The sequence below is a fragment of the Pantoea endophytica genome (assembly GCF_002858935.1).
Classification (GTDB): Bacteria; Pseudomonadota; Gammaproteobacteria; order Enterobacterales; family Enterobacteriaceae; genus Pantoea; species Pantoea leporis.
The window spans coordinates 239,841-255,437 of sequence record NZ_PJRT01000002.1 but is presented as its reverse complement, the minus strand read 5'-3'; the positions used below and the strand labels follow the sequence as shown (position 1 = coordinate 255,437).

Genomic DNA, 15,597 nt, shown 5'->3' with positions numbered 1-15,597 from the left:
AAATGTATGCATTCGTAGCGGCGCGATTTATCGCGCGTCTTTAATTAACTCTGCTGCGCAAACTTCAACGGCTGTTCCGATGAACCACGCTTCATCACCCGATCCAGTACTTCCGCTTCCAGCTCTGCCAAACGTGCCGATCCGCGACGGCGTGGGCGCGGTAAGTCGACGATCAAATCCAGGCCAATCTGACCTTCCTCAATCAACAATACGCGATCGGCAATAGCCACCGCTTCGCTGACATCGTGCGTCACCAGCAGCACGGTGAAGTTATGCTGCTGCCACAGCGACTCAATCAATCCCTGCATTTCGATACGCGTCAACGCATCCAGCGCCCCGAGCGGCTCATCGAGCAGCAGCAAACCTGGGCGGTGAATCAGCGCACGCGCCAGCGCCACGCGCTGTTTCTGCCCGCCAGACAACGCGGCAGGCCACTCGTTGGCACGATCCGCCAATCCCACGGCTTCGAGTGCTTCCAGCGCGGCGGCGCGCCATTCGCGGCCTTTCAGTCCCAGCCCAACGTTATCAATCACCTTTTTCCACGGCAGTAAGCGTGAATCCTGGAACATCAAACGCGTATCTTCGCGCGCCTCGGATAACGGCGCATTGCCCGCCAGCAACGCCCCGCGCGTGGTGGATTCCAGACCCGCCAGCAGGCGCAGCAAGGTACTTTTCCCGCACCCACTGCGGCCGACGACGGCGACGAACTGCCCGGAGGGGATGTGCAGGTCGATATTATTCAGGATGGTACGATCGCCATATTGCTTGCTGACGCCATTCACGCCAACCGGTGTACCGCGATTTAAGCGCGCCGGATTTAGGGTTGCGTTGCTCATGCGTTCTCCTTCACTTGGTAAGCCGGATGCCAGCGCAGCCAGACGCGCTCCAGCAGTTGTGCCGCGACGTCGGCGAGTTTGCCGAGCAGGGCATAGAGAATGATGGCCACCACCACCACGTCGGTTTGCAGGAATTCACGGGCGTTCATCGCCAGATAACCAATGCCAGAGTTAGCGGAAATGGTTTCGGCGACAATCAGCGTCAGCCACATCAGGCCAAGGGCAAAACGTACGCCAACCATAATCGAAGGCAGCGCACCCGGCAGAATCACCTGAATGAACAGGCTCCAGCCAGACAAGCCGTAGCTGCGCGCCATCTCGACCAAACCCCGATCAATATTACGAATGCCGTGATAAGTATTCAGGTAAATCGGGAACAGCGTGCCCAGCGCCACGAGGAAAATCTTGGCGGATTCGTCGATGCCGAACCATAAAATCACCAGCGGAATCAGCGCCAGATGCGGCACGTTACGCAGCATCTGCACCGAGGTATCCAGCAAGCGTTCGCCGACGCGCGAGGTGCCGGTAATCAAACCCAGAATCAAACCAATCGAGCCACCAATAGAGAAACCGATGGCGGCACGCCAGCTGCTGATCGCCAGGTTTTGCCACAGTTCTCCGCTCACCGTCAGCTTCCAGAAGGTGATGAGGATGTTTTCCGGCGACGGCAAAATGCGCGTCGACAGCCAACCCACTTGCGATGCCAGTTGCCACAGTGCAATCAGCACCACCGGCAACACCCACGGCAATACAGCATTGGTCAGCCTGGTTTTAACGTTCGCCATCATCTGCTCCTTTAGCTCTGCGACACTTTTTGCGGCGTGAAATCGTTGGCCACCGCTTCACCGTGCGCTTGCACCACGCGCGGCTTCGGCACTTCCGGAATCGCCAAATCGAGGTGCGGGAACAGCAACTCACCTACGCGATAAGCCTCTTCCAGATGCGGATAGCCGGAGAGAATAAAGGTCTCGATGCCGAGATCCTGATACTCCTGCATGCGCGCCGCCACGGTTGGGCCATCGCCCACTAACGCGGTACCTGCGCCGCCGCGCACCAGGCCGACACCGGCCCACAGATTCGGGCTGATCTCCAGCTTGTCGCGACGTCCACCGTGCAGTGCGGCCATGCGCTGCTGGCCTACCGAATCGGTGCGCGCAAACGCGGCCTGCGCTTTGGCAATGGTGGCATCGTCGAGATGGGCAATCAGGCGATCCGCCGCTTGCCACGCTTCTTCATTGGTTTCGCGCACAATCACGTGCAGACGAATCCCGAAGCGCACGGTGCGGCCTTGTGCCGCCGCTTTGGCGCGCACTTGCTCAATCTTCTCTTTAACTAACGCCGGCGGTTCGCCCCAGGTGAGATAGACATCGACCTGTTCAGCGGCCAGATCCTGTGCGGCATCTGATGATCCGCCAAACCACAGCGGCGGACGCGGTTCCTGCACCGCTTTAAACATCAGACGCGCACCGCGCACCTTCACATGCTTGCCTTCGTAATCGACGGTTTCGCCTTCGCTTACCCGCCGCCAGACGCGGGTAAACTCAGCGGACTCTTCATAGCGTTCACGGTGATCGAGGAACACGCCATCGCCGGCTAACTCTTCCGGATCGCCGCCGGTGACCAGATTAAACAGCGCGCGACCATTCGACAGACGATCCAGCGTGGCGGCCTGACGCGCCGCCTGCGTCGGTGAAATCACGCCCGGACGCAGTGCGACGAGGAAACGCAGACGCTGCGTAACCGGAATCAATGACGCCGCCACCAGCCAGGCATCTTCACAGGAGCGGCCGGTAGGGATCAGCACGCCGCCGAAGCCAAGGCGATCCGCTGCCTGCGCAATCTGTTGCAGATAACCATGATCAACCGGGCGCGAACCTTCCGCGGTGCCAAGATAGTGGCCATCGCCGTGCGTCGGGAGAAACCAAAATACGGATACGCTCATGATTAATTTCCTTTAGGCTGGGCGGATTGTGGATGCCAGATGCGGTCAGCAATATTCACTTTTACCGGCATCAGATGATTGGCATAAAACAGATCGGCCGTTTGCTGTTGGGCCTGCGCGGTATGGGCGCTGACCGGCGTAATGGTGGTTGGTGGACGATGGTCGAGATAGCTGGCAATCACCGGTTTTGGTAAGCCCATCGCATTCGCCAGCAGATCGATACTCTGGTCGCGCTGGCTGCGCGTTAGCGCATCGGCTTCGCTGAAGGTATTCAGTACCTGCTGCACGAAGGCGCCGTTCGTCTCGGTGTATTTGCGCGTGGCTAAATAGAAGGAGCCGGTTTGATTGAGTTTGCTGCCGTCGGCCAGCACGCGCACGTTGCCTTGCAGCAGCGCGGCAGAGTAGTAAGGATCCCAAATCGCCCAGGCATCAACGTCGCCTTGCTGAAATGCGGCGCGCGCATCGGCGGGCGTCAGATAGGTTGGCTGAATGTCTTTAAAGCTCAGTCCGGCCTGTTCCAGCGCACGCAGCAGCAGGTTGTGCGAGCTGGAGCCTTTCTGGAACGCCACTTTATGGCCTTTCAGTTCGGCCACGCTGTGAATTGGGCTGTCTTTCGGCACTAAAATCACTTCGGCTTGCGGCTTGGGTGGCTCCGAGCCGACATACAGCAGATCGGCACCTGCGGCCTGAGCAAACAGCGGCGGGATGTCGCCGGTGCTGCCCAAATCGATGCTATCGACGTTAAGCGCCTCGAGCATCTGCGGGCCCGCCGGGAATTCCACCCACTTTATGTTGGTGTGCGGGAAGCGCTGCTCCAGCAGCTTGTGGGTTTTCGCCAATACCATGCTCACCGAACCTTTCTGATAACCGATGCGCAACTGTTCAGGTGCGTCGGTGGCCTGCGCGCTCACGCTCAGGGTGAGCAGCGCCGCTACGGCTGGCATGAGTAAACCCGTCAATATCCTTTTCATCTTTCTTCCTTTATACCGCTTGTGCGTAAGGTGGGTGGCGACGATGCAGCGCGTGCCAGAAGGTATCCAGCGCTTCATCAATGCGTTGCGACAGCAGCGGATCGAGCAGCGGCTGGCGGTCGTAATCGGTAACTTGGCCGTCAGTGGCGAACACGCCGTGCAACACTTCCTGTGCCTTTAGCGCGTTGAGTACCGGCTTCAGCGCGTAATCCACCGCCAGCAGATGTGAAGCACTGCCGCCGCTGGCCAGTGGCAACACCACTTTGTGTTCCAGCGCGCGCTCGGGCAGCAGATCGAGCAGGGTTTTCAGTGCGCCGGAAAACGAAGCCTTATAAATAGGCGTGGCGACAATTACGCCATCCGCCAGCGCCAAATCGGCTTTCAACGCGGCCAATGCGGGAGAATCGAAGCGTGCATAGAGCAAATCTTCAGGCTGGAAGTTGTGAATATTCCATGGAATCACTTCGACACCGCGTGCTTCCAGCGCGTGCTGGCACAGGCTCAGCAGCGCAGTAGAGCGTGAAGGGAAGCGAGGGCTGCCCGCCAGCGTAATAACCCGCATGGTCACTCCTTATAACTGAAAGTTATTGATTATCTGATATTCAGAACTGATATGTTCAATACTGTCAGAGCAGGCAGCGAGGCTTAAATGATTTATCTGGTAATCCTAAGTCGCAAAATGGGATAGCCAGTAGCATATAAAGAGGGGATGAAAACGCAGATTTCAGGCGCTTAGGTATAATCTGAAAAGCGAGGCTGCAAGGGTGCGGTTATATAAATCCTGCGGCCTCAGTGAATGACGTTAATGATTAAAGGGCGTTATGCATGGGTAAAACAGAGTGGTAACCAGAGAAATATATTTATACAGACCGCGCAGTTACCGATTGCATGCAGTGCTTGGTATTGAAAGTTATAAGAAAAGATAAACAATTCTCCACTATTCCCTCCTCCATGAATCGGATAAAACTGAGCAACAGTTGTTTATTTCCTAATTTACCGTGGTTTTTATTTCACGAAATTTATGTCTAAACGCGAATAAAGGTTAATAAAATACGCACTATTCAATCCGCTTGTTACAAGTCATGCAAATTTTCGCCGATCAACATCACACTTCATGCAGCTGCGCTGAACAATTAATTTCGTAAGTTACATGTTAATGCTAATCGTGGTTGGAATTACAACTCCAGGCCTGTTTATAATCGGTTGAGCTAATTTCCGCTAGAACACGATAACGATATTTCACTTATTTATTTACGCCCGCGTTTTGTGGCGTGAACTGCCGTTGCGGCAAACCAAATTTATTTTTAGGGAGATATATATGGGTAGTTCTTCATTTGCTCAGGATTTAACTGAGCAGCGGGTCGCGCCTGCCACCTTCAATTGCATCTCACCTTCGCCTAACGCTGCAGAAGAGCTGGTATGTTACTGGCTGCAACCCGATGCTGCGGGATCGCATCTCACCTCGTCATTGCTGCCGACCTTTCCGCACAGCACGCCGGCTGAAGATGATTTCCTGCTGTTCAGCGCGGAACGCAGCGCCTTGCCGGCCAACCTGCTGCAGGACGTGGCAAAGCTCAGTGACCAGCGTCCCGAGCTGAACTGTTTTGTGGTCTCACTGGCGAAGCGCGAGCTGGCGAACGGTTTACACTCTTCTCTGCAGCTGTTTCAGCAACTGCATGCGCAGCGCTGGTGGCAGCAGGGCGGCTTTGTGGTGATCTTGCGTGCTGGGCTGGCCCGCGCGGGTGGGCCGCTGACGCGTATTCAGGATGTGATGCTGGCCGGATTACTGCATACGCAAACGGCGTGGGTGCTCGATTACGCCAGTGAAGCGTCGCTGACGACTCAGGTAGAAGCCTCGCCGCGCTTAACCTATCAGCAATTTATTACCGATTATGAAAAACTCACGCGATTGTCACACTATATTCCGGAGCGAAACCGCTATCGGGAAAGTTATTTACGCAGCGGCTTATTACAATTAGTCCAGCACGAGTTAAGTGGTGCCGATAAATTCTCAGATAATACCCGCCATGCATTAACCTACTTTGCGGAAAACTTCCCGGCCAAAGGTGCAATGGAAAAACTCATGTTGAAACAACCTGACATCTATTTCTCCATGATGAAAATGAGAAAAAAGCTGGGCGCTTAGCACCAACGTTAATTTTAAGAATAACTCCGGTGTGCGCGTGAATACTTTTATGTCACGCTTAAGGCCACTGAGATAATCCCCAGATGCCAAAACACCTATGTCTATAAAACGTAACGCGATTGCCAACTATGTTGGTCAAATCTATCTGACGCTGTCAGGTATTTTGGTTGTACCACTTTATATTCAACACTTAGGTATGGAAGCCTACGGTTTAGTGGGCTTCTTTTCGATCTTATTAACCTGGCTGCAATTACTCGATGCCGGTGTTTCGACCACCTTGATGCGGGAAGCGGCGCGCTATCGTGCTAATCAGGCGGAATTTGTCTGGTTCCCGGCGCTGTTTGCCACGCTGACCAAATTCTTCTTGTTCTCCACGATTGTGCTGGTGGTGTTGGGTTGGTTGGCGACGCCATGGATTGCCACGCACTGGCTGGATGCGCGTCATCTTCCGGCGGGCGATGTGGTGATTGCCGTGGCGATTATGGTGGTCACTGCGGCGATACGCTGGCGCACCAGTCCGTATCGCAGCGTGATTGTGGGCTTCGAACATCAGGTGTGGCTGAACGGCGTCAACCTGATTATCACCACCTTGCGCACCTTTGGCGCGGTGCTGGTGATTCAATTCTTCTCTAATGCGGTATTGGCGTTCTTTGTCTGGCAGTTGCTGGTGTCGATTGCCGAAGCGGCCTGCTGTATCTACAAATCCTGTCAGCTGATCCCCAAAGCGGCGCGCAAAGAGAAGCGCGGCGATCTGAAAGAGGTGCTGAAACCTTTTATTCGTTTTGCGCTCAGCGCGGCATTTTCCAGTGCGGTGTGGACCTTTATTTCGCAAATCGACCGACTGGTGCTCTCCAAGACGCTGCCGCTAAGTGAATACGGTTCGTTTACCGTGGTGGCGACCGCCGCGACCGGCATTCTGCTGCTGAGTAGCCCGATCATGCAGGCCATCGTGCCACGCATGACCGGCATGAAAACCCGCAAAGAGGGCGATGCGGAGTCCTTGAAACTTTACCGCTACACCACGCAGGCGGTGGCGATCTTTATGGCGCCGCTCAGTATCACCATCGCCTGTTACGCCGGCCCGCTGCTGTGGGCGTGGACGCAGAAAAGTCAGATTGTTGATGAGATGTCATTTGTCCTTAGCCTGTACGCATTAGGCAGTGGCATTCAGGCCATCTGCGGTTTGCTCTATCACCTGCAATACATCAACGGCAACCTCAAGCTGCACATGAAAGGCTTCACCTGCTTTGCCGTGCTGCTGGTGCCGCTCAACATCTGGTGTGCCATTCACTACGGCGCACTCGGCACCGGTTGGCTGTGGCTGGGCCAGAACATCTTCTATCTGGTGGGCTGGGCGTGGCTGGTGCATCGCCGCTTTGCGCCGGGCATTCATTTCACCTGGTTAACCCGCGACGTGATGCTGATTTGGGCGGTTTCTGCGGCTGTCGCCTGGCTGAGCACCTTGCTGCCGATCGAGTGGAACCAAAATCGCTGGCTCAACCTGCTGTGGCTTGGCTTGATTGGCGCGTTCAATCTCGGCGTCTGCTGTCTGCTGCACAGCGTGGTGTTGAAGCGTCTTAGAATTCCGTTGTTTAACGTTGAGGAAAGAGGATGAGCATGATGTCATCTCACCGTATCCCTTCGGTTTCGGTCATCATACCGAACTGGAATTGCGCGCCCTGGCTGCCAGAAGCGATGGGTTCATTGCTGCGTCAGTCATCGCCGCCGGAACAGATCATTGTTATCGACGATGGTTCCAGTGACAGCAGCGTAGCCTGGCTCACGGCGTTTGCGGCCCAGCATCCGCAGGTGATCCTGCTGAGCGGTGAGCGCGGCGGCGTCAGCGCCGCGCGTATGAAAGGGCTCTCTGTCGCAACCGGTGATTTTGTTTACTTCATGGATGCGGATGATTTTGTCTCCACCGATTTGTTCGCCGACTTCCGTCGCGTGCAGGCGCGCCATGAAGATATCGATCTGTTCTGCTTTGGCGCGAAAATGTTTTTTGATGTGCCTGCCGCGCAGCGCCACTATCAAACCATTCACCAGCGTCATGTCAGTGGATTACTGCCCGGCGGCAGCACCAGTTTACGTACGCTGATGCAGCATCAGTCGGCGCATCGCGTCGTGTGGAGCAGCATCATTTCGCGTCGCTTGATTGATCAACTGGCGCTGCAGTTTCTGCCGATTCAAAACCATGAAGATGCGCCTTACATGTTTGCGCTCTATCTGCAGGCGCGTAACATTTATTGCACCAGCCAAAGCTACTACTACAAACGCTTTATGCTGACGTCGCTGTCGCAAAGCACGCGCGATTTTTCCTATGTGAAAAATTACTTTATTGCGCGTGAAAGCAGCGAACAGTTCCTGCGCGATCGGCAACTGCCGGTGGATGCAGCGTTGCTGGATAGCTATTACCAAACGGTGATGCACAGCTGCCTGGCGCAGATGCGCAAAAATCACATGGTGATCCCAACGGATTGGCAACCGCAGGTGAATCAGCTGGTGCGCAATGTATTGCAACATAGCGCGCGTCTGAAGCTGATGTGGTATTGTCCGACGATTTACAGTGGCTTGCAGGTGTGTCGCGAACAGCTTGGCCGCTATTCTGCACGACGCTGATAACGATCAAATTGTGATGCAGTAGAACAATTTACTTTTGCGCCAGCGCACCTTACCATTCTGGCGCACATTTTCCCGTGCACCCCGACTTCCCTGGTTTCCGTCATTGAGGAGAGTGCATGTTATATCCTATCGTCCGGCCAGCGCTGTTTAAGCTTGATCCTGAGCGTGCGCACGAACTCACCTTTCAACAACTGCGTTTTATTAGCGGCACCCCGCTGGAAGGGCTGGTTCGCCAGTCGCTGCCATCACGTCCGGTAACCTGCATGGGATTAACCTTCCCGAACGCGCTCGGCTTAGCGGCCGGTCTCGATAAGAATGCCGAGTGCATTGATGCCTTCGGCGCGATGGGCTTTGGTTTTGTCGAAGTGGGAACGGTAACGCCGCTGGCGCAACCGGGAAATGATAAACCGCGTATGTTCCGCTTGGTGCCTGCCGAAGGGATTATTAACCGCATGGGGTTTAATAATCTCGGCGTTGATCATCTGATTGCCAACGTTAAAAAGTCGCGCTTTAAGGGCATTCTCGGCATCAATATTGGCAAAAATAAAGATACGCCGGTCGAGAAAGGCAAAGACGATTATCTGATCTGCATGGAAAAGGTATATGCCCACGCCGGTTATATCGCCATCAATATTTCGTCACCCAACACGCCAGGATTACGCACGCTGCAATATGGCGAAGCGCTGGACGATCTTCTTTCTGCCATCAAATTAAAACAGCAAGAACTCCAGGCAAGGCACCTTAAATATGTGCCGGTGGCGGTAAAGATCGCGCCGGATCTGACTGAAGAAGAATTGATCCAGGTTGCCGACAGTTTGGTGCGTCACAATATTGATGGTGTGATTGCCACCAATACCACGCTTGATCGTTCGCTGGTGACCGGCCTTAAATATGCCGAAGAAATGGGCGGATTAAGTGGTCGTCCGGTGCAGTCACGCAGCACCGAAGTGATTCGCCGCCTGGCGCAAGAGCTGCAGGGCCGCTTACCCATTATCGGCGTCGGTGGTATTGATTCGCTGGTTTCTGCGCGTGAGAAAATTACCGCGGGCGCAACATTAGTGCAGATATACTCTGGATTTATTTATAAAGGCCCAAGCTTAATTAAAGATATCGTAACCCACCTCTAAGACATTTCCCACTTTACTGCGCCGAGGGGTTTATTTATCCCTTCGGCTCGTTTATATTTTGTCCTGCTGATGCATTTTTCAGCTTTTTCTCAGATTTATTTTTTTAATTAAGCGCCGTTTAGCGCAGCGATAAACCACAGGGCAGATCATGAAAATCAAACCTGATGACAACTGGCGTTGGTATTTCGACGCTGATCATGACCGCATGATGCTGGATTTAGCCGACGGCATGTTATTTCGCTCGCGCTTCTCGCGCAAAATGCTGACGCCTGATGCATTTAATGTCAGCGGTTTTTGCGTTGATGACGCCGCGCTCTATTTTAGCTTTGAAGAACGTTGCCGTCAGAGTGGATTAAAAGGCGATCAGCGTGCGGAGTTAGTGTTAAACGCGCTGGTGGCCAGTCGTTTTCTCAAACCCCTGATGCCAAAAAGCTGGCACTTCACCAATCACGCGCACAGCTGGCAGCCCGCTGCGGGCGATATGGTGGCGGTGACGCTGGCTGATAGCGGCGAACAGGCGCAACTGTTTGTGGTTGAAAGCGGTGAAAATGCCGCGCTGTGCTTATTAGCGCAAAACGCGCTAACCGTGGCGGGTAAAGGTATGCAGTTGGGTGATGCGATTAAGATCATGAACGATCGTCTGCGTCCGCAGCAGCAGGAACAAACCGCCCACTTTGCGCGGGCGGTGTAATCGGCTTACGCCAGTTCGATATCGCCTGCCGGAATACAGCTGCAGCTTAAGATGGTACCATCGGCGCGCACCGCGCTTTTCTTCAGTGCTTTCACTTCACCCGCCACCAACGTCACTTTGCAGCTGCCACAAATCCCGGCGCGGCACGAGTAGGGAATGCGGAAACCCTGCATTTCCAGCTGTTCCAGCAGCACTTGCTGATTGTCGCCGCTAAAGCTCGAACCCTGATAATCGATGGTCACCGCGCTGCGGCTGCTGGCGGCTGGCGCCAGCGTTTCGACCACGACGCCCGCACCGTAAGCGCGTGGGGTTTGCTTCTCGATAATGGTCACCGCGTCGCCGACGCGAATAATGCCGCTATTAAGGGCGATCAAATTCAGGCCGAAATCGATATCGCCGCTGCCATCCTGCGCGCTGCGAAAACTCTGCAAGGTCGAGAGCGGTTCGCCATCAGGATGTTTACGGCCGCTTTCGGTACCGACGGTGGTAAACACGCAGCGGCTGCACGGTTTCGGCATCTCAAAGGTGATCTCGCCAATTTGCAGGCGTTTCCAGCTATCTTCTTCCCAGGCAGCCGCGCCGCTCACCACCAGATTGGGACGGAACTGCTCAACGCGCACGCTGGCCGGACAGCGCTGTTGCAGATCCTGCAACGAGGCCATATTCACTAACAGGTAAGGAAAACCGTCGGCGAAACTCAGTGGCACATGATCAAAACGCTTCACGCGGCGCGTCGGTTGCACGCCGGTCCAGCGCAGCTGCACCGGACGCGGGAAGAAGGTGCTTAACCAGTTGTTGATCGCGTCAGGTGCAACGCACGCGGTGAAATGGTTGCCCCAGACTTCGGTGGGTGACTGCTCAGCGGTGAAATCAGCGAAGCGGATCAGCGCCTGCGAACCATCCGGTGCCTGCAGAAACAGCCCGTCCGGCAGCAGCGCCGGGGTAAAGCGCACCATTTCCGGAAACTGGCGGGCGGTCACGAACGTGCCGTCCCGTTCGGTCACCATAAAGATGCGATCAAAGCCCAGACCGCTTTCCAGCACCTGCGCATGTGACAGTTGCAGACCGCGCATAGATTTAACGGGATGGATGTAAAGGCGTGAAAGCGTAATCATCACCACTCCAAAAAAGGGGTCATAAGTTTTAAAGAAGCTAACTTTATGACATAGCACGCTGATTCGCTATAATGCGCAGCAATTTAAGCAAGAGTAAAAAGTGACGATATGAATTCTCTGTTTGCCAGTACGGCGCGTGGGCTCGAAGAGCTGTTGAAAAGTGAGCTAGACGCGCTGGGTGCGCAGGATTTGCAGGTGGTGCAGGGCGGCGTCCACTTCCAGGCCGACGACCATGTAATGTACCAAAGCCTGCTGTGGAGCCGTCTGGCTTCGCGCATTTTGCTGCCGCTGGGAGAATTTGGCGTCTGGAGCGATCTCGATCTTTACGTGGGGGCGCAAAGTATCCCGTGGACCGAGATGTTCGACAGCAACACCAGTTTTGCCATCCATTTTAGCGGCACCAACGAGGTGATCCGCAATAGCCAGTTCGGTGCGCTGCGCATTAAAGATGCCATCGTCGATAGTTTTACCCGCCAGAATCTGGAGCGCCCGAACGTTGATCGTGAACAACCGGGCATCCGCATCAATGCGTGGCTCAACAAAGATCGCGTCAGCATCGCGCTGGATCTAAGCGGTGATTCACTGCATCAGCGCGGCTATCGCCAGCAAACCGGCGCAGCGCCGCTAAAAGAAACCTTAGCGGCAGCCATCGTGATGCGTTCCGGTTGGCAGAGCAGCACGCCGCTGGTCGATCCGATGTGTGGTTCCGGTACGCTGCTGCTGGAAGCGGCGTTGATTGCCTGCGATCGCGCGCCTGGCCTGCTGCGTACCCATTGGGGCTTCAATCGCTGGAAGAAACACAATCAGGCTGCGTGGCAGGAAGTTCATGCTGCCGCGAAAGAGCGCGCACGCGTGGGTACCGCCGCTGCGACCGCCCGTTTCTTTGGCTACGATAATGACAGTCGCGTGCTGGAATCAGCGCGCGCCAACGCCCGTCGTGCAGGCGTGTTCGAGCTGTTCACCTTTGCGCAGCAGGATGTGATTAAGCTGAAGAATCCGCTGGCGGGCAAAGAGATTACCGGCACGGTATTGAGCAATCCGCCGTACGGTGAGCGTCTGGAAAGCGAACCGGCGCTGATTGCGCTGCACAGCCAGTTGGGCCGCATCATGAAGCAGAACTTCGGCGGCTGGAATCTGTCGCTGTTCAGCGCCTCGCCAGAGCTGCTGAGCTGCTTGCAACTGCGTGCCGATCGTCAGTTTAAAGCCAAAAACGGCCCGCTGGAGTGCGTGCAGAAAAACTATCAGCTGGCTGCAACCAGTGCAGAAGGCGGCGCGCAGATCGCGGAAGATTTTGCTAACCGTCTGCGCAAGAACCTGAAGAAGCTGGATAAATGGGCGCGTCAGTCGAATATCGATTGTTATCGTCTGTATGACGCCGATCTGCCTGAGTACAACGTAGCGGTCGATCGTTACGCTGATTGGGTGGTGATTCAGGAGTATGCGCCGCCGAAAACCGTGGACGCCAACAAAGCGCGTCAGCGTCTGTTCGATGTGATCAGCGCTACGCTGAGCGTGCTGGAGATCCCGGCGAATCGTCTGGTAATGAAGACCCGCGAACGCCAGAAAGGCAAAAGCCAGTATCAAAAGCTGGGTGAGAAGGGCGATTTCTTCGAAGTGCAGGAATTTGATGCGCGCCTGCTGGTGAATCTCACCGATTATCTGGATACTGGTTTGTTCCTCGATCACCGTATCGCGCGCCAGATGCTGGGCAAAATGAGCGCAGGCAAAGATTTCCTCAATCTGTTTGCGTACACCGGTACCGCCAGCGTACACGCCGGTTTAGGTGGCGCGAAAACCACCACCACCGTGGATATGTCGCGTACTTATCTGGAGTGGGCCGAGCGCAACCTGCGCCTTAACGGTTTAACCGGCCGTAATCATCGCCTGATGCACGCCGATTGCCTGAGCTGGTTGCGTGAGAGTGACGAACAGTTCGATTTGATCTTTATCGATCCGCCGACGTTCTCTAACTCTAAGCGCATGGAAGACGATTTCGACGTGCAGCGCGATCACATGATGCTGATGCAGAACCTGAAACGTTTGCTGCGTCGCGGTGGCACCATTATGTTCTCCAACAACAAGCGCGGCTTCAAAATGGATCTCGACGGCTTAGAACGTCTGGGTCTGCAGGCGCAGGAAATTACCCAAAAAACGCTGTCGCAGGATTTCGCGCGCAACCGTCAAATTCACAACTGCTGGCTGGTTAGCCACGCCGGTAAGGAATAAGTTTTATGTCACTGATCAGTATCCATGGCGCTTACCTCTCGTTCAGCGATGCGCCGCTGTTGGATAACACCGAACTGCATATCGAAGAAGGCGAACGCGTCTGTCTGGTTGGCCGTAACGGCGCCGGTAAATCGACGCTGATGAAAATCATCAACGGCGAACAGCCGCTGGATGACGGCCGCATCATTTATGAGCAGGATTTGGTGGTGGCGCGTCTGCAACAGGATCCGCCACGCAACATTACCGGTTCTGTTTATGACTTCGTTGCCGAAGGCGTGGCCGAGCAGGCGGAGCATCTCAAGGCTTATCACGCGATTTCCCATCTGGTGATGGAAGATCCGAGCGAGAAGAACCTGAACGAGATGGGCCGTTTGCAAACCATCCTTGACCATCAGAATCTGTGGCAGCTGGATAGCCGCATCAACGACGTGCTGCAACAGATTGGTCTGGATGCGGATACCGAGTTGTCTTCGCTATCTGGCGGCTGGCTGCGTAAAGCGGCGTTGGGCCGCGCGCTGGTGAGCAACCCGCGCGTACTGATGCTCGACGAACCGACCAACCACCTTGATATCGAGACCATTGATTGGCTGGAAACGTTCCTCAAGACATTCACCGGCAGCATCATCTTCATTTCGCATGACCGTTCGTTTATTCGCAACATGGCGACGCGCATTGTCGATCTTGATCGCGGCAAGCTGGTTTCCTGGCCGGGCAACTACGATGTGTTCCTGACCGGCAAAGAAGAAGCGCTGCGTGTCGAAGAGATGCAGAACGCCGAGTTTGACCGCAAGCTGGCGCAGGAAGAAGTGTGGATCCGTCAGGGCATCAAAGCGCGCCGCACGCGTAACGAAGGCCGTGTACGTGCCCTGAAAGCGCTGCGTAACGAGCGCTCTGCACGTCGTGAAGTGATGGGCAAAGCCAATATGCAAGTCGGCGAAGCGGCACGTTCAGGCAAAATCGTGTTTGAGATGGAAGATGTCAATTACAGCGTGGGTGGCAAAACCCTGGTGAAAGACTTCTCTACTCAGGTGCAGCGCGGCGACAAAATCGCCCTGATTGGCCCTAACGGTTGCGGTAAAACCACCTTGCTGCGTTTGATGCTGGATCAGCTGAAAGCCGACAGCGGCCGCGTGCATTGCGGTACCAAGCTGGAAATCGCTTACTTCGATCAGCACCGCGCTGAGCTGGATCCGGATCGTACCGTGATGGATAACCTCGCTGAAGGTAAACAGGAAGTGATGGTTAACGGCAAACCGCGCCACGTGCTCGGTTATCTGCAGGACTTCCTGTTCCATCCGAAACGCGCCATGACGCCGGTGCGCGCCTTGTCCGGCGGTGAGCGTAACCGCCTGCTGCTGGCGCGTCTGTTCCTCAAGCCAAGCAACCTGCTGATTCTCGATGAACCGACCAACGACCTCGACGTCGAAACGCTGGAATTGCTGGAAGAGCTGGTGGATGGTTATCAGGGCACCGTGATGCTGGTGAGCCACGACCGTCAATTCGTCGACAACACCGTGACCGAGTGCTGGATCTTTGAAGGCAACGGCGAAATCGGCACCTTTGTCGGTGGCTATCACGATGCTCAGCAGCAGCGCGCAGCCTATAAGCAGGGCAAAGCCTCGCAGGCTAAACCGGCTACACCGGTGAAAACCGCTGAGAAAAGTGACTCCGCCAAACGTCCGGCCAACAAGCTAAGCTATAACCTGGCACGTGAGCTGGAACAGCTGCCACAAAAACTGGAGCAGCTGGAAACCCGCATCGGTGAGTTGCAGGCTAAAATGAGTCATCCAGATTTCTTCAGCCAGCCACACGATAAAACCCAGCCGGTTCTGGATGCGTTAGCGCAAACCGAGCAGGAGCTGGAAGTGGCGTTCGAACGCTGGGAAGAGCTGGAAGCACTGAAAAACGGCGCGTAATCGGA

At 55.2% G+C, this 15,597-nt stretch carries 13 protein-coding genes; 7 read left to right on the top strand and 6 right to left on the bottom strand.

Annotated features, from left to right (window positions below):
* Nucleotides 1-44 precede the first annotated feature (44 nt).
* The 5 genes from ssuB to ssuE are packed head-to-tail and all read right to left on the bottom strand — an operon-like array spanning nt 45 to nt 4,311.
* Entirely contained in the window at nt 45-836 is a 792-nt protein-coding gene (ssuB, locus tag PZBJ_RS01955; protein ID WP_101760939.1) for an aliphatic sulfonates ABC transporter ATP-binding protein, read from the bottom strand.
* Nucleotides 833-1,621 carry an aliphatic sulfonate ABC transporter permease SsuC gene (gene ssuC / locus PZBJ_RS01950; RefSeq protein ID WP_101760938.1) on the bottom strand — a complete coding sequence of 263 codons (789 nt, stop codon included), beginning with the start codon at nt 1,619-1,621 and terminating at the stop codon, nt 833-835. The genes ssuB and ssuC overlap by 4 nt, the downstream gene beginning before the upstream one ends.
* A gap of 11 nt (nt 1,622-1,632) precedes the next feature.
* Nucleotides 1,633-2,778, bottom strand: coding sequence for an FMNH2-dependent alkanesulfonate monooxygenase (gene ssuD, locus PZBJ_RS01945; RefSeq protein ID WP_008102354.1), 1,146 nt, complete (start codon nt 2,776-2,778; stop codon nt 1,633-1,635).
* A gap of 2 nt (nt 2,779-2,780) precedes the next feature.
* On the bottom strand, nt 2,781-3,749 hold the full coding sequence (locus PZBJ_RS01940) for a sulfonate ABC transporter substrate-binding protein (RefSeq protein ID WP_101760937.1): 969 nt from the start codon (nt 3,747-3,749) through the stop codon (nt 2,781-2,783).
* Nucleotides 3,750-3,759: 10 nt separating this feature from the next.
* Nucleotides 3,760-4,311 (bottom strand): NADPH-dependent FMN reductase, encoded by a 552-nt coding sequence (gene ssuE / locus PZBJ_RS01935; RefSeq protein ID WP_101760936.1) that lies wholly within the window; start codon nt 4,309-4,311, stop codon nt 3,760-3,762.
* 756 nt (nt 4,312-5,067) lie between these two features.
* Here ssuE and PZBJ_RS01930 point away from each other — a divergent pair.
* The 5 genes from PZBJ_RS01930 to PZBJ_RS01910 all read left to right on the top strand — a co-directional run bounded on the left by PZBJ_RS01930 (nt 5,068) and on the right by PZBJ_RS01910 (nt 10,335).
* A complete protein-coding gene (locus tag PZBJ_RS01930; protein ID WP_101760935.1) occupies nt 5,068-5,895 on the top strand; it encodes a hypothetical protein in 828 nt (275 codons plus the stop codon).
* A 97-nt stretch (nt 5,896-5,992) separates the two neighbouring features.
* Nucleotides 5,993-7,510 (top strand): lipopolysaccharide biosynthesis protein, encoded by a 1,518-nt coding sequence (locus tag PZBJ_RS01925; RefSeq protein ID WP_101760934.1) that lies wholly within the window; start codon nt 5,993-5,995, stop codon nt 7,508-7,510.
* Nucleotides 7,511-7,512: 2 nt separating this feature from the next.
* The gene (locus tag PZBJ_RS01920; RefSeq protein ID WP_240632860.1) at nt 7,513-8,514 is read left to right on the top strand and encodes a glycosyltransferase family 2 protein; all 1,002 of its coding nucleotides are present in this window, start codon (nt 7,513-7,515) and stop codon (nt 8,512-8,514) included.
* A gap of 119 nt (nt 8,515-8,633) precedes the next feature.
* Nucleotides 8,634-9,644: a quinone-dependent dihydroorotate dehydrogenase gene (pyrD, locus tag PZBJ_RS01915; protein WP_101760932.1), complete on the top strand. Its 1,011-nt coding sequence runs from the start codon at nt 8,634-8,636 to the stop codon at nt 9,642-9,644.
* Nucleotides 9,645-9,792: 148 nt separating this feature from the next.
* Nucleotides 9,793-10,335: a cell division protein ZapC gene (locus PZBJ_RS01910; protein WP_101760931.1), complete on the top strand. Its 543-nt coding sequence runs from the start codon at nt 9,793-9,795 to the stop codon at nt 10,333-10,335.
* A 5-nt stretch (nt 10,336-10,340) separates the two neighbouring features.
* Here PZBJ_RS01910 and PZBJ_RS01905 read toward each other — a convergent pair whose 3' ends face one another.
* A complete protein-coding gene (locus PZBJ_RS01905) occupies nt 10,341-11,450 on the bottom strand; it encodes a YcbX family protein (protein WP_101760930.1) in 1,110 nt (369 codons plus the stop codon).
* A gap of 108 nt (nt 11,451-11,558) precedes the next feature.
* Between PZBJ_RS01905 and rlmKL the strand changes: the two genes are divergently transcribed.
* Nucleotides 11,559-13,676 carry a bifunctional 23S rRNA (guanine(2069)-N(7))-methyltransferase RlmK/23S rRNA (guanine(2445)-N(2))-methyltransferase RlmL gene (rlmKL, locus tag PZBJ_RS01900; RefSeq protein ID WP_101760929.1) on the top strand — a complete coding sequence of 706 codons (2,118 nt, stop codon included), beginning with the start codon at nt 11,559-11,561 and terminating at the stop codon, nt 13,674-13,676.
* A gap of 5 nt (nt 13,677-13,681) precedes the next feature.
* On the top strand, nt 13,682-15,592 hold the full coding sequence (locus PZBJ_RS01895) for an ABC transporter ATP-binding protein (protein ID WP_101760928.1): 1,911 nt from the start codon (nt 13,682-13,684) through the stop codon (nt 15,590-15,592).
* The last annotated feature ends 5 nt before the right edge of the window (nt 15,593-15,597 follow it).

What these genes read in the sequence shown, in the direction of transcription:
- pyrD (WP_101760932.1), top strand. Translation starts at nt 8,634, where the DNA reads ATGTTATATCCTATCGTCCGGCCAGCGCTGTTTAAGCTTGATCCTGAG.
- PZBJ_RS01925 (WP_101760934.1), top strand. Translation starts at nt 5,993, where the DNA reads ATGTCTATAAAACGTAACGCGATTGCCAACTATGTTGGTCAAATCTAT.
- ssuE (WP_101760936.1), bottom strand. Translation starts at nt 4,311, where the DNA reads ATGCGGGTTATTACGCTGGCGGGCAGCCCTCGCTTCCCTTCACGCTCT.
- PZBJ_RS01910 (WP_101760931.1), top strand. Translation starts at nt 9,793, where the DNA reads ATGAAAATCAAACCTGATGACAACTGGCGTTGGTATTTCGACGCTGAT.
- ssuD (WP_008102354.1), bottom strand. Translation starts at nt 2,778, where the DNA reads ATGAGCGTATCCGTATTTTGGTTTCTCCCGACGCACGGCGATGGCCAC.
- PZBJ_RS01905 (WP_101760930.1), bottom strand. Translation starts at nt 11,450, where the DNA reads ATGATTACGCTTTCACGCCTTTACATCCATCCCGTTAAATCTATGCGC.
- rlmKL (WP_101760929.1), top strand. Translation starts at nt 11,559, where the DNA reads ATGAATTCTCTGTTTGCCAGTACGGCGCGTGGGCTCGAAGAGCTGTTG.
- PZBJ_RS01920 (WP_240632860.1), top strand. Translation starts at nt 7,513, where the DNA reads ATGATGTCATCTCACCGTATCCCTTCGGTTTCGGTCATCATACCGAAC.
- ssuB (WP_101760939.1), bottom strand. Translation starts at nt 836, where the DNA reads ATGAGCAACGCAACCCTAAATCCGGCGCGCTTAAATCGCGGTACACCG.
- PZBJ_RS01895 (WP_101760928.1), top strand. Translation starts at nt 13,682, where the DNA reads ATGTCACTGATCAGTATCCATGGCGCTTACCTCTCGTTCAGCGATGCG.
- PZBJ_RS01940 (WP_101760937.1), bottom strand. Translation starts at nt 3,749, where the DNA reads ATGAAAAGGATATTGACGGGTTTACTCATGCCAGCCGTAGCGGCGCTG.
- PZBJ_RS01930 (WP_101760935.1), top strand. Translation starts at nt 5,068, where the DNA reads ATGGGTAGTTCTTCATTTGCTCAGGATTTAACTGAGCAGCGGGTCGCG.
- ssuC (WP_101760938.1), bottom strand. Translation starts at nt 1,621, where the DNA reads ATGGCGAACGTTAAAACCAGGCTGACCAATGCTGTATTGCCGTGGGTG.